The sequence below is a fragment of the Bacillus sp. IT-79MI2 genome, assembly GCF_949768135.1.
GTDB lineage: Bacteria > Bacillota > Bacilli > Bacillales > Bacillaceae_G > Bacillus_A > Bacillus_A pseudomycoides.
This window is the reverse complement of the sequence record NZ_CATKPV010000062.1, coordinates 224,670-250,062: the sequence shown is the minus strand read 5'-3', so window position 1 is coordinate 250,062 and position 25,393 is coordinate 224,670. Positions and strand designations below refer to the sequence as shown.

Sequence of the window (25,393 nt, the reverse complement as noted above, 5' to 3'; positions counted from 1 at the left end):
TTAAGACCTTCTTGATATAATTTTTTTACATTTAGCTAAAAAGATAGCCGCCATTAAAGTAACCGGTTGAATACCTAAGTATTCTGCAGCCTTCTTTACATTTAAATTAGACTTAACAAAATCGTAATATAAATTATAATAGGATAATCTACCCTTTGGACCACACTTATAAAATTCAATTTGCTGCTTCATATAATATGCTGTACCTTTAGGACTTCCGGCGAATATCTCCTTCATATTTTGAGTTAAACCATCCTCTAAATAATTACATATATATATTGTTTTATTAAACCATCTTATTTTATAACCTTCATAAGCCATTTTATTCCATACTGTAGCCTCTGTCATAAATTTTTCCCCTTCAAACTCACGAAACTTGTATTTCCTTAATATATCGGTATAAAAAACCTCAGCCTTATCTCCCGTTATATTATATGTATTCCGTTCAAGTGAAGTTGCATCAATATATTTACCTTCAAATGTTGTCCCTACGAGGTCCTCAACACTCCCCCCTTTATTACCCGAAACACCACAAAATAGCTTTTTATCTTCTAGGCTATTTTCCCAACTTACTATACTTTCTAAAGCATCTTCTGTAAGATTGTCATCAGAGTCCACTATAAAGAACATTTCACCTTCAGCCAAATCGACAGCCCTGTTAATCGCTCTATGTTTCCCTCCGTTTTTGACTTTATAATACCGTATGGGAAATGGGTTTTTTTCTAGTTTCCACATCTTGAATAATTCCTCTGTATTATCATTTGACCCATCATCAATAACTAGCCATTCAAAATCCGTATATGTTTGTTCTTGTAACGATCTATATAATTTCTCTATGATATAACTCCTGTTGTATGTTGGAGTGAATACTGTTATTCTCATTTAATCCCCTCATTTTTATCCTAACTTTTTCTTTCCATCTATTCACAGTAATCATTTCAGTTAATTATTTGCCTATTTCAAGGCTTAACTTCTACAAATGAAAATATATCTTTTAATATCACAAAAAGAAAATCCATTTATACTCCCTCTCGTTTACGTACTAAATCTATTACACTTTATTCTACTTGTTATCTTTAGATATTAATTTTTTCGAGCTATGAAGAAGAAAATGTTTGTTTTCTAGGACTACATTTAACAATAATCTTTTATAAAAATCTCTTATTTAAGGAATTCTTTTGGTAAAGGCACTTGTATCTTTTGATGTTTTTTTTGAAAACCAAAACGAATTTTCTTACGTAACGGCTCTTCATAAAATTGATAAATTACTGCACTTAACAATAAAGAAACTATTAAACAAACCACAAAACTATATGTATTTTCTAACTTCAAGAAGTCCAAGTATCGTATCACTATTTGGTGAATCATATAAAATGAGAAACTAATTTCACCTAAGTAAACAAATAGCCTTTGTGATAATAATTTTGAAAATATACCGCATTGAAATGAAAAGGTGAAAATTAACAAGCACCATAGTGGGACAAAATAAACACCACGAACAATTCCTACATCTAATTTTATCGAATACGATAATAAGGCAATGGATAAAAGTAAACATAGTAGTTCTAAAACAGTAAATATGTTTTTGTTAAAGTTTGCTTTATCGGATTTTTCAATATAAATCAATCCCAAAAGTATACCCGTTGAAAATTCGAACAATCTAGTAACCGGAAAAATATGTAGTATCCAAATAAAAAATGGATTATCTTCATCCAAGTTTTTATTCAATAGAAATAAAATTATCCATACTACCAAGAATACCAATATGGATGTAATGATGTTCTTTTTAACTTTAAGTTTCATAAATGCCCATAGCAGAAAAGGAAACATAACATAAAAGAAAGCTTCAACCGATAATGTCCACGAAACGCCGTTAAAATTGAAATAAGTACCCTGACTAGGTACGAAGCTTTGTATCAATAGCAAATTAATGATTGACATAAAAGCAAGTTTTATAAAATATAAACTATTAGGGTGAAAGTATAAAATAACTAATGGTGCAGAAAGAAGAAAGGTTAATACATGAACTGGATATACTTTAGAAAATCTTGCTTTATAGAATTTTTTGATACTGTGTTTATTTAGCTCTGTAAATTTAGAATGATAGTTATAAGCTAAAATAAAGCCCGATAAAACAAAAAAGAATTGAACGCCCGCTGAACCTAATTGATATTGGCTAAACACACCCATATGAAATAAGAAAACCATTAGCGCAGCAATAAACCTAAATGACGTTAAAGAGTTTAACATATGATTCCCGCCTTTCTCATTTCCCCAAAAATAAACGGTTCGAATTTTCAAATCATTTATTTTCTTTATCAATAAAGTTGCCTCATACAAATATGAGTAAAGGAGATGAAGGTTTAGTTCCTACTTAAATATGAATTGATTAATCTAATGCAGAACCCTTGAGTAAACGGCAATATATTGAACAGTGTGGAATACACCCCTATGTCTTTTGTATCGCCTTGAGAAAAGTCAACTGCCCCATCTTTCCTCGTAACTTTCATTAAATAACTCATAGCCTTTTCTGTGCTATCTAGGCATTCTTTTGATACCTTATCTATCTTTGAGGCATTTAACATAAACCAGCCTAGCGTAGCTGTAGCGGAAGAGTCAGACCTACTCTCATTTCTAGTTACAGTCCAATTCCAACTACCATTATCTTGTTGAAAGCTCATTGCAGCTTCCGCGAATCTTTTAACACTTTCTTCGAAAGCAAATTTATATTTACTATCTTGTGGCAATTCATTCCATGCATCTATAAGACCTATAGCAAACCAACCAAGTCCTCTTCCCCATCCGTATAATCCAAGAGGAACTTTATTCTCAATCTTGTAAACATGACATGGTAGTGAATGTTTGTCTAACATTCCATATTGCTCATACTCTTTAATTTGTTTCACTGCTAAATCTATACAATCATCTTTGTTAAATTTAGTACCGTAACAAACTAAAAAGGGGCATATAAACCCTATAGTATCTACATATCTGTAGCTTTTCATAAACTTCCTATATTCTACTGTGCCGTCCTCACCTATATGATCCTTAATCATTTCCCATGTATAATCTAATGCTTTTTTGTATTTGTTTATATCAATATATTCCAACTTCATAATAGCGTAAGCAAGTATAGCTCCGTCTATATGCTTAGGTTTTTCTAACCATTGACCATTACTATCAAATTTCGAATTCAAAAATTTTTCAATCTCAGATTTCATTTCCTTATCATCATTATGTTTTAAATACTCAGATAAGCCTAATACTAATGATGCTTCTTGCCAATGTTGTATCGTGCTTTTCGTATAATTCCCTTTCAACATATCTATTACAACTAATCTTGTATTGTCTGTTACTTTTATTTTTGGTGTGTTTAGTAACCACTTAGACCCTTTTTTAGTTATAGTCTCATTCCATATGGGTTTATCTTCATATCTCCCCATATGAATTCTCAGTACCCAATCTTTTATTACAGGTACTAAGTCTATGGTAATAACCATTAAAATAATAAAAATTACAATATAGCTCAAAATTTGAAATATCATCTTTATATTGCCCTTTCAACGTGAAAATAATTTAAATACTCATTTAACATATCCAACAGTACTACCTAATTCTTCTGACATTTTAGTACACATATCTGGTGTGATATTCTCACCTATTGTCCAGTTTTTATCATAACGATTTGCTGTCTTTAGATTTAATTTGTGCTTATTGATATAATCTTTTGTTTTCCCAATAATTTTCGCAGGATTTCCTCCAACTATGCACCCTTCCGGAACCGATTTTGTTACTACACTTCCCGCGGCCACAATAGCATTTTTCCCTATTGTAACCCCCGGCATAATTAAAGCCCTTGCCCCTATAAATGCATGGTCTTCTATTTTTACTTTCGCTATTTTTGTATAATCTAAATACCGTTTCGTACTGGCGTCATGTGCAAGGAGATAGACTTGAGGTGCAAATGTAACATTATCACCTATTTCTATTAGCCAACAATGAGCATAGTCAATTGTACTTCCAGCTAATCCACTACAATTTTTTCCTACCTTCATACCTCTTTGCAAACACGCTTCTACCGTTAAATCCTCAAGAGATACCATTCCTAATCTTACCATTAAAGATTTTTTTATCCGATCAAACATAATTGCCTCCAGTGAATGTATTTCATTATTTAACTTATTTTTAAACGCTACACTTAACTGTTTATTAAATTATACAAATGATTCACTTCATCCTCTGTCCCTAATTCTTCTTTCTTGAGATTATCGATAAACTTACTTCTTAATTTTTCTTCTTTTATTAATAACTCAAGATGATTTGCCACTGACATAGGGTTCATCTCTGCAATTACTCCATTGATATTATTTCTTATATGATTATTAGCTGTCTCAAAATTAGTAATTAATATTGGTTTTGCCAGTATTTTTGCCTCATCTATAGAAATAGATTTCCCTTCATATCTGGATGTCTGTATATATATATCTGCTTGCTTTATGTATGGATATGGATTTTCTTTTATACCTAATAAAATTACTCTTTTTTCTAGTTTTTCTTCCCTTATACGTCTTTCAAGTTCTTCTCTTACGTTGCCTTCTCCAATCAAATACCATTTAAGATCGTACCCTTTTTTTACGAGTATATTAAATGCTTCTAAAGAGATATCTAATCCCTTTTCTTTAGCCAATCTTCCTACCGAAATTAATGATATACTTCTATCGTTCTCTTCTTTAAAATCAACTTTCTCTAATGACATTTTCCTTATCATTCTTGAAGAAACTATATTGTGTATACATCCAATTTTCTTTCTATATTCAGGGAAATTATCCCTTAAAATATTAACTAACTCTTCTGATACAGTCACTATATGATCTAGTTTACCAAAATAAAATTTTTCTTTACTATAATCAATCCCCAATTTATTATAATCCGTGTGTATCCATCCAATCTTTTTTTTCGCGTTTACCTTGTCTACACAGAAATATATAGGGTTTTTTTCTTGAAATCCTATCGCTACATCATATTCCTTATTAATTTCATCTATTGATTTCGACATGTATTTCCATATTTTTTGTTCGATTATAGCTCCATTCGTTTCTGTCTTAGCCAGATACCCTAATACTCCTCTAGAAAATGTCGTTTTAAAATCTCCTATTTTCATTAATTCTGTCAAAGACTTTTTTATAGGCATATCAAAATATTTATACTTTATTGGTTCAGGTAATAGAGTGACTTCTTTTGGTAACTTATTTATAAATATTCCTTCATGCTTAAATAAAAATAAATCCACTTTGTATTTAGAATAATCTATAACGCCCAATAAAGAAATTAGGGCTTTTTCAGCCCCACCACAATTTAAATTATTCATTATAAATAATATGTTTTTTTTCATGAACCTCACCCATTATAGAATTTCATATAACTTATATATTTCTTCTTCCGTTCCTAATTTCTCTTTCGAAAGGTTATTTGCTAATTTTTTTCTTAATTCTGTATCTTTTATAAGCCTCTCAATTCCTTTTGCAATAGCCTCCGGCTTCATATCTACAATTAATCCATTTATTTCATTGTCAATTTGATCTTTCGCGGTACTAAAATCAGTAACAAGTATAGGCTTATTCAATATTTTCGCCTCATCAATTGCTATAGATTTCCCTTCAAATTTAGATGTCTGTGCATAAATATCTGCTTGTTTTATATACGGATAAGGATTAGATTTTAATCCTAACAATTTGAAATTGTTTTCTAATTTATTTGCTTTTATCAAATTAGTCAGTTGTTCTCTTTCCTCGCCCTCGCCTATAATATTCCACTTTACTTTATACCCTTTATCTATTAGTTTCTTACAGGATTCTATAGCCATTTCAAAGCCTTTTTGGTAGTGCAGCCTACCTACTGAAAGTATAATAATTTCATTATCTTTCTTAGTATAAACATCCTTATTTTCCTGGTTAGCCATTTTATGTATCATTGTCGGTGATACAATATTATAAATAACGCTTATCTCATCTTTTTGATTAGGAAATCTGTTTTTTAGGATATTGGCACACTCTTCCGATACTGTAACTATATTGTTTAGCTTTCTGAAGTACAAAGCATCAAAGTTCGAATCCATCCCTAATTTATTATAGTCAATATGTACCCATCCTATTTTCTTATGTGCTTTCACCTTATCTACACAAAAATATGTAGCGGTTTTTTCTAAAAACCCTATAGTAGCATCATACTGTTTCTCAATTTCATTTAAAGACTTAGCGATATATTTCCAGCTGTATTGTTCCTTTATCGATGTATTTTTTCCTGCTCTATTCTTTATGGTGAACATACATCTATTATAGGCTAGTGATATTTCTCCTTTTAATAAAAACGTTTTGACCGATTTAAACAGAGGTAAAGTAAACGTCTTATATGTTTCTGGTATAGGTAAAATTTGTACATCTTTTGGTACAAATTCCATAAATATACCTTCATGGTTAAACAAAAATAAATCTACATTATATAACTGATAATCTATTTGAGATAATAAGTTTACTAGACTCTTTTCTCCACCACCAGCAGATAGACTAGGCATAACAAATAATAATTTTTTTTTCATAATATACCTCGATTTACTTAGCTAATTCTTGTAAGTATTCTACCGCTTTATATGACATTTTTTTAATATTAGGCATAGTTTGCTCTAGTTTGCTCTTCAATTGATCTTCTTCTCTTACCATCTCATCGAATTTAGCTTTTAATTTATTACTATTAGATATTTCTTCTATATTTAAGACTAATTTCTCTTCCCCAAATAAGTCTTTAGCTATTCCCTTCGATTTTATACTGTATCCCAATACCATAGTTGGAACACAATTTGAGTAAGCCGCTATCGTGGCATGTGTTCTAGCTCCTATAAAGAATCGCATCCTAGCTATATACCCTTTATATTGTATTGCATTTAAATTGTTTGGTAATATAATTACCCTACCTGTATTTTTAAATTCCTCATAATATGTATACAGAACTTCATAATCGTTATTCCCATCCTGCATAACATGCGGTGTGAGAGCAATTGTTGAATCTGTAGTATCTAGTATATGGTTAATTAAATCTCTTACTGCAACTTGTGAATCCTTGTTTCTATTCCATACAAGTGGACTAAAATTAAGACCTATTGTATTGCCCTCTTGCCATCCTTTAGGTAATTCCAGCTCTTCTTTCTCCATGGTAAATGCAGGATCTGCACACAATTTAACGTTATTAAGTCCCTTGTTTTTCAACATATTATAGGTAAGAGTTTCACGAGCTAATATTAAATCAAACTGTTTTAAGTCTCCTAACTTTCTCTCAGACATATCCTCTTCACCTATGGAACATCCCCATAACACTAACTTCTTTCCTGCTGCTTTTACTTTTTTATTTATTTCATACAATGCAGGCTGTTCCCCGTAACAATAATTATCTCCACCTATAGATAAACATACATCCATATTCTTTATATGTTTAATTATATTATCTTCCATTTTAGCTATTGCATAAGATTCATCATTAAACAATTTTACTTTAAGTAAAGCCATCCACCAATCGTATGAGTACTTCGCTATATTCTTAGTAGAACCATCATATATTCCATCTAACTTTGTTATAATCTTATCTGTTTCAGGCTTACTTGATACCAAATATATCTTTGTTTCATCTACCTTTTCTTTTATGATATTAGTAGAGGAACGAACAATAGCCTCACATCCCCTATTAAGACTTCCACCATGGGCAAACATCATAATTTTCATACTTAAACTCCCTCACTATTATTTATTTCTGAATCTACTGTAAGCTGTAACGCAATACAGCCCAACAGTTGATTGTCTCTTTATTAAATTTATTATTAACCGCTCATATCTTCCTAGCTTGTTATAAATTTCACTATAATATATAGGTAGTGCCTCTCTCACATGTTTATTTCGTATCATACTTTTTACGTATTTATACCGCTTATTGAAACTTACATCTTTAGATGGTGTAAAATAAACATGTATATAGGACATTACACTATTAATAAACTTTATTGACCTTAATTTACTTATTCTTACTCTATCAATTTTATCAGTATATATTTGGGGTAATTCCATAGTATATACTTCTACAGCCCTCTGAAAATAATCTTTTTCGGATATGTTTCTGGTAGCACTACCAGCTACCTCCTTGTAATGGTAACCTACATAATCTACATATTTCATACGAGTTGCAACACTAAAGAATTCAACGTTAAACATTCCATCTTCTCCCAATGCAATTCCGCTTGGGAATTTAACGTTATTTTCTTTAATTAAATTATTTCTATAGATCTTATTTACAACAGTATTTAAATTATCTGCCTTAAGGAAATAAGGTAATACTTCTTGCTCTATATAATCTTTTTCAAGAACAATATCTATAGGAAATGGATATGTTGTAATTACCTTATGCCCTTCCGCCTCGCCCTTAAAATTTGATATAACTACATCACAATTACTTTGTTTTACTGAGTTATATAGTGTTTCATACATATCCTTTTCTATACAATCATCAGCATCAACAAATCCCACATATTCTCCAGCGGCTAAATATAAGCCCTTATTTCTTGCAATACTTACACCTTGATTCACTTGATTTATAAGTATTATTCTGTCATCTACTTGTTTATATCCCTCAATGATTTCTCTGCTATCGTCTATCGATCCATCATTAATAAATATAAACTCACACTCTTGGAGTGTCTGATTTAAAAGTGACTCTATGCACCGAGTGATATATTTCCCTGCATTATAAACTGGTATTATTACACTTACTTTTTGGCTCATGCCTAAATCACACCTTTACGAGAAATCTCTTACGCTATCATCATAAATACACCTTTATTGTTGTCTCCTATACTTGATGTATTGATTGTTTAGGCGCCTATAAAGTAAAACTTTAATTAGTGGGGGTTTTCTTCATCCCCCACTAATTATTAGTTGAACGAATCGGGCTTTTACGGGCAGTTGATCCCCCACCTAACTCCTTTGTTTTCGCCGAACTTTGAGGTGGAGGTCTTACTACCCGTTAATGCGGGATAACTTTATATAGCTTATTCAACTCAGCGTTATTACTGTAATCTCTATATCGCAAATTATTGATTAATGTTTTCCTTAGTTCATCATCTCTATAGAAACTTTCGATGCCTTCGACTAACCCCTCTACACTTGAATCACATATAATGCCCTCAATTCCATCATCCAATTGGCTGGCTGCAGTAGGATAATTAGTTATCAATATAGGCTTTTCAAGGATTTTAGCTTCCGTAACCGTAACTGCCTTTCCCTCATATCTGGACGGCTGAACGTATAAATCACATAACTTCATATACGGATATGGGTTGGTTTGTTTGCCTAATAGTATAAAACTGTCTTCTAACTGTTGTTCCTTTATCAATTCCTTAAGGTTAGATTCATCCGATCCGTATCCTATGACATACCATTTTATATTGTTTAACCCCTTATTATGTAATGCTTTAAGGGCTTTTATAGCAACATCAAACCCTTTCGCATATGACAACCTTCCAACCGATAAAATATTAAAAGCACTGTTACTTTGTTTATTAAAACTTACAGTATCTTCAGCCATCTTCTGAATAAATTTGGGTGAAGTAATATTTTCTATTTGTAAAATTTTATCTTTTAGCGATGGATATACAGTCAAAAATGCTCTTGTGCATTCATCTGATATAGATGCTATGTAATCAAACTTATTCCACATAGCAAAATCAATTTTATTATCAATTTCTAGTGTGCTATAATCTGTGTGAATCCAAGCTATCTTCTTATCAGCACTTACAGTATCAGCTAAAGGATCATGTGGCCATGCGTAACTAATCGCAAAGTCATACTTTTTTTTCTGTTTAGGCAAAAAATATGCTGCATACTTTGACACAAGCTGCATCTGAATATATCCCGAACCTTCCTTTAACTGTCTTTTTTTTGATATTCTCCCTGCCATATACTTACTTATTATTCTTGTGATTCCTGCCCCAAAATATCCTTCACGTATACATTGCACAATTGACTTCCTAAAGACGGTATATCCACCTATTTGTGGTAGTAAGTTAACTTTATTAGGTACTAAATTTAAGAACTCTCCGGTATGATTAAATATCAATAAATCTATGTTGTATGTATCATAGTCGAAGCTTTCCAGCATATTAATTAAGCTTCTTTCTATTCCACCAATTTCCATATCATAGATAGAGATTAAAACATTTTTTTTCATACGCTTCCTCACGTTCATGTTTTGTTTTGTTTTGATGTAAGTAAATGAAAGCAATCGCAGTATATGAATTCATATGGAATAAACTTTTTATTAGCTGCTTAAACTAGTGCGATCAATACACATATTCTCTCTTTTATTCACAAATAACGTATTAGAAGGAATATGCCCTTTTACAACACTTCCGGCGGCTATTACGGTATTATCGCCTATAACAGTATCCTTCAATATAACTACATTAGAACCAATCCAAACATTCTTCCCTATCTTTACCTCACCTTTTACCAGATGGCTATCTGCAGGGTTTTTATAATTATGGTCGTGGTCATTAATACACACATTTGGCCCTATCTTTGTACTTCTTCCAATCGATATTCTATTTACACAGTTGATATTACAGTTATCATTAATAAATACTTTTTCTTCTATATCTAATACTCCGTCAAAATCCAGTCTAATGCTGGCATTCTTTCTTACAAATACAAACTTTCCAATATTGACTTTTGAACGCTTATTGAAAATCTCAATCTTGCTATTTGCTTGAAGAAAAAAGATTGAACACTTTATATTACGAAAATATATTGCCTTATAGAAGGCACCTCTTAATGCACCAATTACATGTGAAATATTCATTAGTATAGTAAAGTACAGTCCTCTATTACGGCTTTCTGCAACTATCGTTTGAACTATTTTCTTGAATATCTTAATCATGTGTATTCTCCTTAAAAGCTTCTTTTCCTATCACATATTTTCTTAGCCTAGCAATATTATTTCCACCTATTATTTTCGCTAAAATCAATTTTATATTACCCTTGATTCTTACTTTAGGAGGCAACCAGCTTTTATAAAAATGATGCATTGCATATGTATTTTCAGTTATAAATTTTCTGCAATTGATATAATCATATGGAGAAAAATAAGTTTGTGGATAAAAAGCTCCCATACCGCTTATTTCTTGATATTCTCCATTTAATTTCAATCCTGCATTTTTTAGTATATTAGTTACAACCGCCACATTGGTTAAATCATCATGTTTTCCATCCTCTTTGATGAATCCTTTTCCTTCATATGAATCCAAAAACATTTTGATCAGCTTATTTCCTTTCATAGCTCCTATAGTACTTGTCGCTATGTAATTTTCCTGTTCAAATCCCCAAAATGAATCATGATGGAGCATATTATCAAAAGGTTTGAATACCTCTACATCGGTATCTAAATAAATACCTCCAAACTTATAAAGAACATATACTCTTACATAATCACTTACAAATGCAAATTTTTTCGCATCATAAGCTTCTTTGACATATAAGTTACATTCTATGTCAAAATTATTTTCATTCCACTCAATAATTTCATATTCTGGGAGGTTCTTCTTCCAGCTATCTATACATTTTTGTACGATCTCAGGTTTCTCTCCACCACCAAACCAACAATAATGTATGATTGATGGAATTTTCCTCACGTTCTCCAATTGATACACGCTCCCCGTTATGCTTAAATTTATACTTAAAAGTAGGGGTTACTGAAAAATCTATAAAGATATATATTTACTTGTATAAATGATACCTAAACTTATTACACTCTCGTAAAAATAATAAATGAGATAACACAATAAAAGTCCGTAATATACGAAATTTCTATCCTTTTTAGAAAATAATACAACAATCCATGAAATTAAAATTAATTGATATAAACTGAAATAAATGGTGAATCTTGCAAATATCCAATTTTGCGTTGAAATAATCATGAACACTAAACCAATTAAAGACATGTTTACAATGTAATCACTTTTCGGAAAGACTTCTCTTAATTTTTCTCTTCCAAGATATGCAAGAACTATTGGCACAGCACTAACTGCAACACGTAATACGTTTGCTCCTCCCTCTGCAAAGTCCTTGTAGTGTCCATACTGAGTTGATTCTAATGCCGAGAACAAAGCTGATGAGAATTGGTTAAACCCAATTACTATAATGACCGAGAAGAACAGCAATACGTACGTATCCCATGCCCAAGCCCTTCTCCTAACCAAAAAGTAAATTGGAATTAAAACAAGCGCTGACTTATGAATCATAGCTGCTAAAAGTACAATTAAAATATATTTTTTCCAATTTCCATTAAAAATATATTTTGTGGCCAGAAAGACAATAGATGCTGCTAAAAACTGCCTGATTCCATTCATGGAAACTAAATACATTCCACCTGTAATATATACAAATAAGGCTAATTCAAACATCCGGGAGTATTTATAAAGAGTTATTACAATTAATACATTTGTCACTAAGGCGACAAAAAATACCATTATCTGCGGATCTTTTGAGAAGTGTTGCAGAAACATCTGTAAAAGATCAAACCCAAAATCCCCTGAGAAATCAATATTGCTCCAACTGAATTCATTGTGGGCATAGGAATACATGTAAAAATAAGTATCACCAATATTGTTTCTAAGTCCCGATACAATAACAAGAGATGCCATTGCCAAGAAACTAAGCATTTTATTTGGTTGAACCGGAACGATCCCATTGCTCATGCTCTTTGCAGAATATCTTGAAAAAAAAGATAAAATGTAAACTACAAAAAGGTTTATCCATAATATAGTCATTCCATAACTCCTTCCACGCAGCAAACAAGCAAGTAACTTAGACATGCAAAAGCACTGAAGAAAATAGATATATTTACACATAAATATATTAACAGATTCATTAGCCAATTATTACAAGCTTACACAACAATTACCGGTATATCTTCAGCTTCTTAATGGCGCTTCGAAACGGTTTTATTACTTGTATTCTGTATATAAAGATAGAGAAGAATCCCGAAAGGTATCGCCAGGAAAGTAGTACCCTTACATGGTGATTCTTTAAGAAAAGCATAATTTCTAATCATCAGATTACTAGATACATAATGTATGGATTCTCGAAATCTCTCCTTAAAAGAAGGAGCATACTGCATAGCAACCTTTCTGAAGAATAAAAAACCACGCGGATTTTTCTTATATTGTTTAATCATGTTCATGCTTGAACCATCATCTAAATATTCCACATGGCATAAGACTTCGTTCATAATGAGTAAAGGACATTGTTGATCAATTAAAATATACTTATAACTGAGCGGACAGTACTTTTCTCCTGAAAATATAGGATATGGCAAAGAATTTCTTGTCAATTCCGAACGATAAACTAGTTTCTTATCGCCTCTAACCCCATGAAGACCATACAAGCCTGATAATGTGGAAGATTTAACATTAGATGGCATTTTAGTTCCAATGATCTCTCCATTCTGTTTCGCATCCAATCCGACTATTCCAGCAAACTTCTTACTTCCATGTGTCTTCCAAAATGAAGCAATCTTTTCAACAGCATCTTCAGCCATATAATCATCCGAGTCTATACAAACATTTAACTCTGTATCAATTAATTCATAAGCGGTATTGTGTGCTCCGTGCATACCTTGATTTTCTTGGTAATGATAACGAATGGGAACGACATCTTCTGCAATCCACGTATCAATAAGTTCCTTTGTGTTATCAGTAGATCCATCATCAATGATTAACCAAATAAAATCTTTACATTTTTGCCTTTTTAAACTTTCGTAACATAAATGAAGGGTATATGCACGATTATATGTAGGCGTAAAAACGGTTAAGAGTGGTGTCATTGCAAACCCTCCTGCATCAAGTTTTTTATTATTTATAGGCATGTGCATAATAGTAATCTGTCAGCCAGTTTGCCATAGTAGCCGTATCATAACCCATATTTTGCATTACATTCGTTGTATCCTCATGCTCTAATGATGAGGAAAGAATAGAATCTGCCCATAATTCCGTTGAACTCTTTAAGCTTATAAATTTCATTCGGTCAGTCAAGTTAGATTCACTAGTAATTGCATCAGACACCACACAATTTAAACCAGCAGCCTGTGCTTCCACTAGTACAACTGGCAAGCCTTCAAAAAGCGAAGGAAAAAGAAAAATATCAAATCCTTGCATCAATTGCGGGATATCGGTTCTAGTTCCTAGAAATCTGACCTTAGAAGACAAACCTAAGTCAGCTACCTTTTTTTCAATGCTTGGGCGTAGGGTACCCTCTCCTATGAGAGTCAGTATGGATTCTGGGTTCTTTTTATGTACAGCATGAAAAATATCTATTAAGAATTCATGATTCTTTTGCTTATTAAATCTTCCTACATGCCCTATAACTAACGTATTATCATTTGCCCCAATTTCTTCTCTTACTTTATTTCTTTTACTTTCATTATATTTAAATTCTTCAACATTCACTGCGTTATTTAGAACTGTTACTTCATTAGAATTTGTCTGTTTCTTTCCAAACAACCATTCTCCTGCTTTTTTCGAACATGCAAAATATGCAGTCGGATTGTCTTTCATTGTGAACCTTGCATATAGTCGAAAAGGAAGTTTTATATCAATACCTAAATCACTTAAATGACTATGCGCAATACGACACGGAACACCTGCATTTTTCGCTGCTCTTAATACAAAACTACTGTTCTCATTGATATGGGAATGTACTACTTTATATTCAGGATTAGTAGCAAAGAACTCTTTGAGTAATTTAAAATAACGGCGATAATTTCCAGGTCGTATCTGTGGCATTCGATAAATCTTCCCGCCAAGCTTCATTATTTCATCATCATAATGTCCCTTATCTGTTCTATGTACCATAAAATCAAATTGAATCTTACTACGATCTATTCTTCGATAATAATTCATCAACATAGTTTCAAGCCCGCCGCGATTCATGACGGTAACTACTTGAAGTATACGAATAGGTTTCAAGAGTACCACTCCTATCTCATCATCTTTCTGAGTGAATCTATTGCCACTAACATAAAATAATACCCTGCGGTAAACCTATATTTTACGCAAAAGTAAAACGCCTTCCAAACAATAGGGAAGTGATTCATCTCTAATTGTTTAAAAGAACGCCTTATCCGATTATCATTTAGTATTTTACTTAATCTGTTAAATTTCGTTAATGGAGATATGCGATTACTTTTACTCATTGTATTTAAGCCAAGTCCAAGCGTATTAAGACAAATACGATTATTTAAAGCTAATCGAAAATTTCCTGATAGCTGCTTATCTTCTAAAAATTGCTCGATTATGTCATAAAGGTTAAACCATTGATTCATCAATTCCGGTTTGTAATTAGACGTGACCGAAGCTGCATTTGTCTTCCAGTAATGATAAAAAGGCTTATTTAAAAAAACAAATTTATCAACATAATAAAATGTCTGTATATTAAATAATGAGTCCTCATTTGTACCAATAAAACTTAAATCCACAAACTGAATCGCGTTTTCTTTAATAACCTCAGAACGATAAAGCTTTGACCAAACGGTTCCCCAAGCATCTAAGAATTCTGGGTTTCCTATTTCTTCATCTATAGGACCGATTAAACGTCTCATTACGTTTACTTTAATTTCTTCGCCTTCATAACAAACTTTTTCAGGAAGATCAAATTTCTTCTCTTTTGAATGACTTCCAAATTCACGAGTATATGTACACATAACAACGTCTGCCTTACCTTGAACTGCTTCCTTATACAAGGTTTCATACATTTCCATGTCTATCCAATCATCCGGATCAACAAACCCAATATATTCTCCGCTCGCGGTTTGAATACCTGCATTTCTTGCTGAAGAAACACCACCGTTTTCTTTTTCAATCACTATAATTCTTTTATCTTTCTTTGCGTACTCATTAAGTATACCTGCACTCTTATCTGTTGAGCCATCGTTTACCATAATGATTTCGATATCTTCAAGTGTTTGTGACGTTAGGCTGTTTAAACATCTTCCTAATAAAGTTTCAACATTATAGACAGGAACTATTATACTGATTTTCGGTTTCATCTGTTTCCTCCAGAATGTATTTCCCATAAATAGAACTCAATTCAGATTCAACTTGAACAATCGAATATTTATGCATTTTCTGTTTGCTTTCAATACCCATCTTTACAAGTAAGTCTTTTGATTTGTTCATCTCGAGTACTCTTAAACCAAACATTTGAGCATCTTGATTGGAAATGATATAGCCATTTACTTTATCTTCTACAAGTTCCAAATGTCCTCTGTTCTCACTTGCAATTATCGGTAACCCACAAGCCATGGCCTCCATAATATTAACCGGCAGACCTTCGCGGAGACTCGATGCAACCGCAATATCGCAGGCGGATAAAATTTTCGAGATATCATTCCGATAACCAAGAAAGTCCACCATTTCAAATACGCCAATTTGTTTCGCCAAATCTTTACAATCCTCTAGTAAGGGACCATTTCCGGCCAATAGAAGCCTTGCGTTTGGGACACTATCCTTTATTAAAGCCAATGATCGAATCAAAAATTGTTGATTTTTATTTTTATTAAACTCAGCCGCATAGAACATCAAGAAATCAGTGGGCTTATATCCCATCTCACTCCTCAGACAAAGCTTTTGAATCTCATCAGCTGGTTTAAAGTATTCTGTGTCTACTCCCACTCCGTGTACTTGTTCAATTTCAGCTGCTTTGAAACGCCGCTGAACAGCCAGGTCATAGTCCTCTTGATTTATCGTGATAAGGCAGTCTGTGTAATTTGCCATTACTTTTTCAATAGGATAATATAATAACCAATTTATTAGCGGGGCACCTTTACAAAAGTGGAATCCGTGAGCAGTATATAAAACCTTTGTTCCATATTTTCTAGCATTTCTTGCCGCCAAACGTGTAAGGGCTCCCCCCATTGGTGTATGGCAATGAATAATTTTATATCCATTTTTATCAATGATAGCTTTCAACTCTTTATAAGCCTTAATGTTCTTGGGCTGCAAAGGTGATCTTTGAATAGAAAGTTCATACTTCTTATCCACGTATGGAAGGTCCATGTTGCCGGCAGCAGCAACATGAACTTCCCATCCCTGTTCTTTAAACCATTTCATATACGGCAAGTGAAATGCTTTAAAATGAATATCTACTGTTGCACAGAACAATACTTTATTTCCCACATATATCACCCTACACTCGTTATAATCTGTCTAACCAGTCTGTAACCTGTACATACTTCATTTTTCTAAATAGTAAAATACGTATCTAAACGCACGTATTCAAATCGACATTCACACTATATTTTGCGAAGCTATACGGTTATTTGCCAATGTCAATACCTGTTCTCTCAATTCTAATTTCTCAAGATTAGGGTATGTTCGAATAATTTCTTCAATTTCTTTTATATAAAGATTTGATGTTTTACCTATGTAAATTTTAGGATGGATTTGTTGCTCATGCACTTCTTCTTTTTTCAACAATTCTTCAAAAAGCTTCTCTCCAGGTCTCATTCCGGTGAACTTTATTTGTATCTCATCTAACGAATTGCCTGATAATGTGATTAAGTTTTTCGCAAGGTCCACTATTTTGACAGGATCACCCATATCCAAAATGAATATCTCCCCACCTTTAGCTAATGCCCCGGCCTGTATTACAAGTTTAGATGCTTCTGGAATTGTCATAAAGTAACGAATCATTTTTGGATCAGTGACAGTCACTGGTCCTCCTTGCTTAATTTGCTTTTTGAACAGTGGTATAACACTACCACGGCTTCCTAATACATTTCCAAATCGTACAGCCACAAATTTCGTACTACTTGTTTTGTCTAAGTTCTGGATTACCATTTCAGCAAGCCTTTTGGTCGCTCCCATTACACTCGTAGGATTCACAGCTTTATCTGTAGAAATCATTACAAACGTCTCGACTCCATGCCAACTTGCTGCTGTTGCTACGTTTGTTGTCCCGATCAAATTATTTTTTATCGCTTCTTCAGGATTACGTTCCATTAAGGGTACATGCTTATGTGCAGCAGCATGATAAACAACTTGAGGATGATATTGACTCATGACTGACATCATTTTCATATCATCCTGTACATCAGCAATTTCTGTAGTAAAGATAATATCGGTGTCACCGTATAGCTCTTTTAATTCCATTTCAATGGAATAGATACTATTTTCACCATGACCTAATAAAATCAATTGTTTTGGGTTAAAATGTGCGATTTGACGACAAATTTCAGACCCAATTGAGCCACCTGCACCAGTTACTAAAATAACTTTATTAGTTATAAAATCGGAAATACTTTCAATATCTAATTCAACCGGCTCACGCCCTAATAAATCTTCTACCTGAACATCACGAAATTCATTTACTGAAACCTTTCCAGTCACTAAATCCTCTAACATCGGAAGAATTTGTGTTTTCATTTTTGTCTTAGAACACTCTTGGAAAATCATATTTAATTCTTTCTTACTAAGTGAAGGAATTGCTATTATGATACTGTCGATGCCCAATTTCTGAACAGTAGATTCAATGCGATTCACTCCTCCGACCACTGGTATTCCTAGTATATCCAGTCCGTGTTTCTTTATATTGTCATCAATAAAAGCAACTGGTAGTAATTCTGTTTCATTATTATTCAACAACTGCCGTACAACCATTGTACCTGCAGAACCTGCACCAATAATTAGCGTTCTTTTTTTATTGTCACCCTTTTGGATATAAGCATCTCGGAACATCCGCCATAAAAAACGTGATCCTCCGATCAATAAAACATGGATCATCCAAGTGACAACAAGTAGACGGAAATAAATATCATGGAGTAATATTTTTTGTACTACTGCTGTTGTGATAATAGAAAGCGTAACTGCTTTCAAAATAATGAGTAGTTCGCCTATACTTGCATACTCCCATGCTTTTTTATATAGCTTATAAATAAAAGAAAAAATATGATGGCTAAGAAGCAAGGTCATCGCACTTGCTACAATAGGCAATGTTATAACGTGGAAATCAGCACTTACTAAAAAGCGACTAAAGAAAATCGTGGTTAATACAATTAAGGAATCTACTAAAATTAATAGAAACAATCTTTGATGATACGTCATAATAGGCCCCTCTCTCAATTTTTTGCAACTAATATTTTTATCTATATATCTAACTAAAGATTTAAGGAAGGAAATAAATGACTAACTAATACAAAGTTCCTGTCTACAAGATCCTTCAAAAAGACTTTCTAGACAGAAACTTCAAATAAATACGGGCATTTAACCCTCCCTCACATCACGCTCTTGACGACTAACGTCTAAGGTGTTTTAACCCACAGCATAATCGAGTGCCTCCATTGATAGCGGTAAGGAGACATCACCGTACCATATACTTTTTTTTAGGTAACCTTTCATTCTCTAGCGAAGAATGTCCTTCCTCCTTACCCTATGAGCTAAAAAGTACTGCATGAGCATCGCCCGCATAACTGATTTGAATAAATCTCTTATACCTTTTTATTCAAAATAGCTCCTAGAAACCTACTGTTGCTTAAACCTAACACTTTTTCTGCTTCAACTACCGCTTCACTAGCAGTTTGATTGCAACTTAATACCAACAATACGCCATCACACTGACTAGCTAGTATACTCGTGTCTGTTACTTCCAGAAGAGGTGAAGAGTCAAATAAAATGACGTCATATTGTTCTATTACTTTGTTAATTAAATCTTGCATGGATGGTAAGCTAAGCAGCTCAGCTGGATTGTTAACTTCAGAACCACTTGTTAAAACATGTACATTTTTGATTTCCGTCTGAATTACCGCCTTCTCTAGCGTTGCTTTTCCCTCTAGGATATTTGTTAATCCCGATCTATTTTCTATTCCAAAAATTTTATGTAGTTCTGAAGTTCTTAAATCCGCATCAATGACTAAGACCCTTTCATCCTGCTGAGCCATAGAAACCGCCAAATTTGCCACAGTAATGGTTTTCCCTTCCCCATATCCAGGAGAAGTAATTATTATAGTTCTTTTTTTATCTGCTTCAGATACAAACTGAAGATTAGTACGAATTGTTCGATATTCCTCAGCAACCTTCGAATTCGGAGCTGTATGCGCAATTAAATTACTATTATCAAGAGGACGACTTTGTTTTTTATTAAGAATCAAATGTTTTTCCTCCTACCATTACACTTTCTTTCTTACTGTTTTTATCTACTATATTATTTTTTTTCATTTGGGAAACACTTCCTAAAACAGGGATCGGTAGTAACTTTTCAATATCACGTTCCGATTTAATTGTTTCATCAAGAGAATCCAATAAGAAAACGATTCCTATACTCAATATAAATGCGGCAGCCATGGCCAGCTCTATCGTACCTGCATGATTTAAGTTTATTGGCGAAGGGTTTCCTTGGGCGTTTGCTTCTGTTAAGATACGAACACTTCCGAAATTCATAACAGATTTTGCTTCTTCTTTATAAACATTTGCTGTAACATTAGCAATTTGGGCAGCCTGCACTGGATTAGTATCTATAGCTGTTATAGTGACAATCTGTGATTCTTCCACCTTTCCAACACTTATCTGTCCGCTTAATGCACCTGCTGATTTTTTCAAATTTAGTTGCTGAGCTACTTTCTCTAAAACAACAGGTTCTTTAATCATCACTTTAAGTGTACCCATTGCTTCAGGATTTGCCGGAATAAGGATCCTTGCGGAAGATGAATATAAAGGCGTTTTCATAAAAAAACTGTATATCCCACCAACTAATCCGGCCAATATTGTGATTACTGCAATAATCCAAAACCTTCTTTTTATAACATTAAACAAGCTTTTTAAATTTATTTCCTTCTCCATACTTCCCCTCCACTATTATTTAATTGATTAAAAATGAAGTTAAATATATATTGAACAACATCATTTAATTCACATCTGAATATATTTACAAATCACCATCCGAATATACACATTTCCACTTGCTCAAAGATGTACAAAATCACTCCTAGTTTTTATTACAATGACTGACCCTAAAGCATGAATACATCCTCAAAAATTCCTTTATAGTGTTACATTATTTCATGTAACACTACAAAGGAATTAGTGTTAGTATCCTTCACATAGAACATTGCACAGTCTTTTAAACAAAGCCTTACTCTGTAAGGTTTTAACTATATACCTATGTATATTTACTTTTCATAGTCAGGGGAAATCAATCAAAATTATACATATTTATCCTAGCGTTAACACGTATATTTAAATTTAAATTAACATTTATATATTCAATGTAATTTAATGCAAGATAAGAAAATTGAACTTTTCAAGTATAGATTTGATTAACAAAACAAACGTTTCGTTTCATTAATCATAATATACTCATGTATTATTCATTTTAGTTCTTGATAATACCCCCGTCAATATAAATTTATACGTCCGATTCACTCTCTACCTAGAATATCCCATTCAATTATCTTCATATAAATTCACACATAATCTCATAAATAATTATTTCAAGGAAGTAAAGATCGTATAGTCATATGCATATTATCCAATTAAATTCTTGTGACAGTATCTATATGTCCAACAACCGCTTATAAAAGAGTTTAAAAACAATTGTTGAATTATAGGGTTGAGGTCCTCTTATTAAAAAATGAAGCAAAATAGTAGCATACTATAAGTAGCCGATAACCATTTATAAATAAATGAAACAATATTATCCTCTTTTGACGATTAATGAAAGAGAAATAACATTAGAAAGTCCCATTCCAAAACTAACATAGACTTAACTTTTCCCCAACATATTGGCTGAAATCTACAAAAAACTTATTTCTAATGAAATAGACTTAAGTTCTTTTTTGTATCGTTAAGGCTTAGTTACAAACCATTTCGCTTTCCACTAACTTTTTCATATAATCTAATAGCTCTTTCTTTAACTCTTCATGTTGTAGCGCCATTTCAACAGTTGTTTGAATGAATCCAAGCTTTTCTCCGACATCATAGCGTTTTCCTTCGAAATCATATGCAAATACACGTTGAATTTCATTTAAACGCTGAATCGCATCTGTTAACTGAATTTCTCCGCCTGCCCCTGTTTGTTGATTTTCTAAGAACATAAAGATTTCTGGCGTTAACACGTAACGTCCCATAATCGCTAAATTAGATGGTGCTGTTCCTTTAGCAGGTTTTTCAACAAATTTACTCACTTGATAACTGCGATCCTTTCGCTCTAACGGATCAATAATACCATAGCGATGCGTTTCATTCTCTGGAACAGTTTGAACACCAATTACCGATGATTGTGTATTCTCATATTGATTCATTAATTGGCGTAAGCACGGCGTATCCGCTTGAACAATATCATCACCAAGTAGTACCGCAAATGGCTCATTTCCAATAAATTTACGAGCACACCAAACAGCATGTCCTAAACCTTTAGGCTCTTTTTGGCGAATATAATGAATATTGATCTTTGAAGATTCTTGTACTTTTTCAAGAGTTTCATACTTTCCTTTTGATAATAAGTTTTGCTCTAATTCAAAGGAATGATCGAAATGATCTTCAATCGCACGTTTTCCTTTTCCTGTTACGATAATAATATCTTCAATTCCAGACGCAATTGCCTCTTCCACGATATATTGAATTGTTGGTTTATCAACAATTGGTAACATTTCTTTTGGCATTGCTTTTGTTGCTGGTAGGAAGCGAGTCCCTAATCCAGCTGCTGGAATAATAGCTTTTCTTACTTTTTTCAATGATATTCCTCCTAGTATTATATAATTTTTTTATATTTACTTGATTGAACAATTAACAAACACACTTATTATAACAATAATTTTCCTCATTTTAACAGATCGGAGATGGATATTTGCTCAATTGTTGAACCATTAGAAGCAAACTTAAAATCAAACTTATCAGATCGATAAATTAATAAAGAACTATCTTCGTTTTTCAATTGTGCTTCACCCAATTGTTCTAACAACGTTGCCTTCAATATATTTACGTTCTTAAGACTTACCTGTTTAACAGTCAATTGATTATTATATAAAACATCAATTTCTTTATATTTTGTTAGTACTCCTTCTGGTATTTTTTCTTCATTTTGAGGAATACCTATTATACTAGTTACATCCTCTTTACGCTTACCTAGAAAAGTAAGAGCTTGTTCCAGATTTTGAGAAGTACCTTCTAATTTTTTTATTTTATTTACAACATCCTCATAAGATAATGCCTGAGTAAATGGAATTGAGCTTACTATCTCTTCACTAACCCATCCTTCTTCCCCATTATCATAAATAGTCTTCAACCAATTGACCCCAGATTTTTCATCTTTTTTCTGATCCTTTACCACAAAAGGTGTTCCAAATACCATAGTAGCAATTGCTTGTCCCTCTAACGCTGGCACACTTCTCACACGAGCTTTAGCAGAACTTACATACCGAACATCTAAATCAGCTAATGGATTCTTCTCTTGTTTAACAACTTTTGCATGTCTAGATTGTTCTTTCTTTTGTTCTTTAGCGTGTAAAGGAGAAAGGATATTATCCCTTTGCCAATAAGCCAATCCACTTATAGTTGTAATTAGTAATACACCAATTAAGCCAGCAATATACTTACGTTTGATTCGATTATTCTTACTGTGAACATGCGCTCCACTTAATCTAGGTGCATAATTGGAAGCTTCTTTTGGAACCTCTTTTGAAGCAATATTTACCTCTGCCAACCCTTTTCCTGCCTGTTTCTCCATTGCTTCTTTTTTGAAGTTTTGCTGCTCTTCTTTACTCATTTCCTTATATTCTTTTAAGAAACTTTCATACTTCGGCATTACTTCCTCAATAGGACCATAGTCTCTAATTTCACCGTATTCAAGCCATAGAGCCTTTGTACAGAATTTTTTCACTTGTCCTAAAGAATGGCTAACAAAAAATATTGTTTTTCCTTGTTCTTTAAATTCATTCATACGGTTTAAGCATTTATCGGCAAATGTTTGATCACCTACTGATAAAGCTTCATCAATTACGAGTACATCTGGATTAATACTAACTGAAATCGCGAATCCTAAACGCGATTTCATCCCGCTAGAATATTTTTTTACTGGCATATCAATAAACTTACCTATATCAGCAAAATCAATAATTTCAGGTGTTAACTTTTCAATTTGTGCTTTACTCATTCCCATCATTAAGCATTTAAGCTCAATGTTTTCTCTACCTGACAATTGATTATTAAGACCAGCTGCGATTGCAATAAGTGCGACTTTCCCTTTTATGTCGATACTTCCAATTGTAGGCGGTGTAATTCCAGCAATCAAATTAGACATTGTAGATTTTCCAGAACCATTTACCCCAACAATACCAATAACATCGCCTTTTTGAGCCTCAAATGTTAAGTTTCTTAATGCATAAAAGTCTTCACCAAATCCTCCAGGATACAGAATATCCTTTAATTTCTCAGAGTTTTTGCTATGCATTTTATATTTTTTTGTTACATTATGAAACCTCACTGATTCATTCATTTTTTACAACCCTCATCATAGATAATCTGCAAAGTGCTTTCTAAATTTTACATGTAGCGTTGCACCAATTAACAACGTAACAAGGACAAACGACCAAAAATATAATGCATAATTTAGATCTTGATAAAACCAGCTTGTTCCTAGTAAGGAAGCCCGATATCCATCTACAATATAGCAAAATGGATTTAACTGCATAATTTTTTGAAGAAACGATGGTAATTTCTCAGGTGTCCATAATATAGGCGTTAAGTATAGCAACATTCGCATAATTGATTGAACAATCATTTGAACATCTCTCACAATTGTTGCTAACGTTGACGTAATTAAGGAGAGTGAAAATATTAACATAAGGGTAGCAAACATATAATAAACAAGCTGAATATAATGAATAGAAATACCTTGACCCGTTACTAAAAATAAAATTGTCACAATACCAATAAGTATCAAATGCTGATACAGATTAGACATAATTACAAAGCTTGGGATAACACTCATTGGAAAACTCATCTTCGAAATCATATTTAACCTTGTATAAATAGACTTAGATGCTTGTAGCATTGCTGGTTGTACAAAAAACCATACAACAAGCCCTGCAGATAACCAATAAACAAATGGTACTCCATTTACTCCTTGACCACCCCGAATCCCAAAGCCGAATACAAACCAATAAATACTCATCTGTATGAGAGGATTCAAAACTTCCCACGCAAGTCCTAAATAATTATTATTATTTGTACTTTTTACTTGATAAATAGATAAACGTTTAATTAAATACAGACTATTTATCTGTTCTTTTAATACCATAATCATTGAGTTCATCT

Annotated in this window: 22 protein-coding genes; all 22 read right to left on the bottom strand. The window is 32.7% G+C overall.

Translation table 11 applies throughout. From position 1 onward, the window contains the following. Window positions 1–882 carry a glycosyltransferase family 2 protein gene (locus ACM6HU_RS14890; RefSeq protein WP_016112631.1) on the bottom strand — a complete coding sequence of 294 codons (882 nt, stop codon included), beginning with the start codon at window positions 880–882 and terminating at the stop codon, window positions 1–3. A gap of 279 nt (window positions 883–1,161) precedes the next feature. Then, on the bottom strand, window positions 1,162–2,322 hold the full coding sequence (locus ACM6HU_RS14885) for an acyltransferase family protein (RefSeq protein ID WP_249922695.1): 1,161 nt from the start codon (window positions 2,320–2,322) through the stop codon (window positions 1,162–1,164). A 41-nt stretch (window positions 2,323–2,363) separates the two neighbouring features. Continuing rightward, complete coding sequence (locus ACM6HU_RS14880) at window positions 2,364–3,545, bottom strand: glycoside hydrolase family 88 protein (protein WP_016112633.1); 1,182 nt, start codon at window positions 3,543–3,545, stop codon at window positions 2,364–2,366. A 39-nt stretch (window positions 3,546–3,584) separates the two neighbouring features. After that, window positions 3,585–4,145: an acyltransferase gene (locus ACM6HU_RS14875; protein WP_016112634.1), complete on the bottom strand. Its 561-nt coding sequence runs from the start codon at window positions 4,143–4,145 to the stop codon at window positions 3,585–3,587. A gap of 53 nt (window positions 4,146–4,198) precedes the next feature. Then, window positions 4,199–5,392 (bottom strand): glycosyltransferase, encoded by a 1,194-nt coding sequence (locus tag ACM6HU_RS14870; protein ID WP_088093745.1) that lies wholly within the window; start codon window positions 5,390–5,392, stop codon window positions 4,199–4,201. A 12-nt stretch (window positions 5,393–5,404) separates the two neighbouring features. Further along, window positions 5,405–6,595 carry a glycosyltransferase gene (locus ACM6HU_RS14865; protein WP_088093744.1) on the bottom strand — a complete coding sequence of 397 codons (1,191 nt, stop codon included), beginning with the start codon at window positions 6,593–6,595 and terminating at the stop codon, window positions 5,405–5,407. Window positions 6,596–6,608: 13 nt separating this feature from the next. Beyond that, window positions 6,609–7,769, bottom strand: coding sequence for a polysaccharide pyruvyl transferase family protein (locus ACM6HU_RS14860; protein WP_016131140.1), 1,161 nt, complete (start codon window positions 7,767–7,769; stop codon window positions 6,609–6,611). An 18-nt stretch (window positions 7,770–7,787) separates the two neighbouring features. Then, window positions 7,788–8,819 carry a glycosyltransferase gene (locus tag ACM6HU_RS14855; RefSeq protein ID WP_077294176.1) on the bottom strand — a complete coding sequence of 344 codons (1,032 nt, stop codon included), beginning with the start codon at window positions 8,817–8,819 and terminating at the stop codon, window positions 7,788–7,790. A 241-nt stretch (window positions 8,820–9,060) separates the two neighbouring features. Continuing rightward, window positions 9,061–10,263 (bottom strand): glycosyltransferase, encoded by a 1,203-nt coding sequence (locus tag ACM6HU_RS14850; RefSeq protein WP_077294179.1) that lies wholly within the window; start codon window positions 10,261–10,263, stop codon window positions 9,061–9,063. A 90-nt stretch (window positions 10,264–10,353) separates the two neighbouring features. Next, window positions 10,354–10,971 (bottom strand): acyltransferase, encoded by a 618-nt coding sequence (locus ACM6HU_RS14845; RefSeq protein WP_016112639.1) that lies wholly within the window; start codon window positions 10,969–10,971, stop codon window positions 10,354–10,356. Beyond that, window positions 10,964–11,731, bottom strand: coding sequence for a glycosyltransferase family 32 protein (locus ACM6HU_RS14840; protein WP_016131144.1), 768 nt, complete (start codon window positions 11,729–11,731; stop codon window positions 10,964–10,966). The genes ACM6HU_RS14845 and ACM6HU_RS14840 overlap by 8 nt, the downstream gene beginning before the upstream one ends. Window positions 11,732–11,791: 60 nt before the next feature. After that, a complete protein-coding gene (locus tag ACM6HU_RS14835; RefSeq protein ID WP_077294185.1) occupies window positions 11,792–12,859 on the bottom strand; it encodes an EpsG family protein in 1,068 nt (355 codons plus the stop codon). A gap of 152 nt (window positions 12,860–13,011) precedes the next feature. Next, a complete protein-coding gene (locus ACM6HU_RS14830; protein ID WP_016112642.1) occupies window positions 13,012–13,914 on the bottom strand; it encodes a glycosyltransferase family 2 protein in 903 nt (300 codons plus the stop codon). Between the two features lie 28 nt (window positions 13,915–13,942). Next, complete coding sequence (locus ACM6HU_RS14825; protein ID WP_016112643.1) at window positions 13,943–15,055, bottom strand: glycosyltransferase family 1 protein; 1,113 nt, start codon at window positions 15,053–15,055, stop codon at window positions 13,943–13,945. Window positions 15,056–15,066: 11 nt separating this feature from the next. Next, window positions 15,067–16,134 carry a glycosyltransferase gene (locus ACM6HU_RS14820; protein ID WP_077294188.1) on the bottom strand — a complete coding sequence of 356 codons (1,068 nt, stop codon included), beginning with the start codon at window positions 16,132–16,134 and terminating at the stop codon, window positions 15,067–15,069. Beyond that, window positions 16,097–17,263: a glycosyltransferase family 4 protein gene (locus ACM6HU_RS14815; RefSeq protein ID WP_016112645.1), complete on the bottom strand. Its 1,167-nt coding sequence runs from the start codon at window positions 17,261–17,263 to the stop codon at window positions 16,097–16,099. The genes ACM6HU_RS14820 and ACM6HU_RS14815 overlap by 38 nt, the downstream gene beginning before the upstream one ends. Before the next feature lie 111 nt (window positions 17,264–17,374). Then, a complete protein-coding gene (locus ACM6HU_RS14810; RefSeq protein WP_016131149.1) occupies window positions 17,375–19,189 on the bottom strand; it encodes a polysaccharide biosynthesis protein in 1,815 nt (604 codons plus the stop codon). Window positions 19,190–19,572: 383 nt separating this feature from the next. After that, the gene (locus ACM6HU_RS14805; protein ID WP_088093743.1) at window positions 19,573–20,232 is read right to left on the bottom strand and encodes a CpsD/CapB family tyrosine-protein kinase; all 660 of its coding nucleotides are present in this window, start codon (window positions 20,230–20,232) and stop codon (window positions 19,573–19,575) included. Further along, on the bottom strand, window positions 20,222–20,920 hold the full coding sequence (locus tag ACM6HU_RS14800; protein WP_016112648.1) for a YveK family protein: 699 nt from the start codon (window positions 20,918–20,920) through the stop codon (window positions 20,222–20,224). Before ACM6HU_RS14800 ends, ACM6HU_RS14805 begins: the two co-directional genes overlap by 11 nt. 1,010 nt (window positions 20,921–21,930) lie before the next feature. Then, complete coding sequence (galU, locus tag ACM6HU_RS14795) at window positions 21,931–22,812, bottom strand: UTP--glucose-1-phosphate uridylyltransferase GalU (RefSeq protein WP_016112649.1); 882 nt, start codon at window positions 22,810–22,812, stop codon at window positions 21,931–21,933. 86 nt (window positions 22,813–22,898) lie between these two features. Next, window positions 22,899–24,572: a teichoic acids export ABC transporter ATP-binding subunit TagH gene (gene tagH, locus ACM6HU_RS14790; protein ID WP_016112650.1), complete on the bottom strand. Its 1,674-nt coding sequence runs from the start codon at window positions 24,570–24,572 to the stop codon at window positions 22,899–22,901. A gap of 15 nt (window positions 24,573–24,587) precedes the next feature. After that, a complete protein-coding gene (locus tag ACM6HU_RS14785; protein WP_016112651.1) occupies window positions 24,588–25,391 on the bottom strand; it encodes an ABC transporter permease in 804 nt (267 codons plus the stop codon). Between the last annotated feature and the right edge of the window lie 2 nt (window positions 25,392–25,393).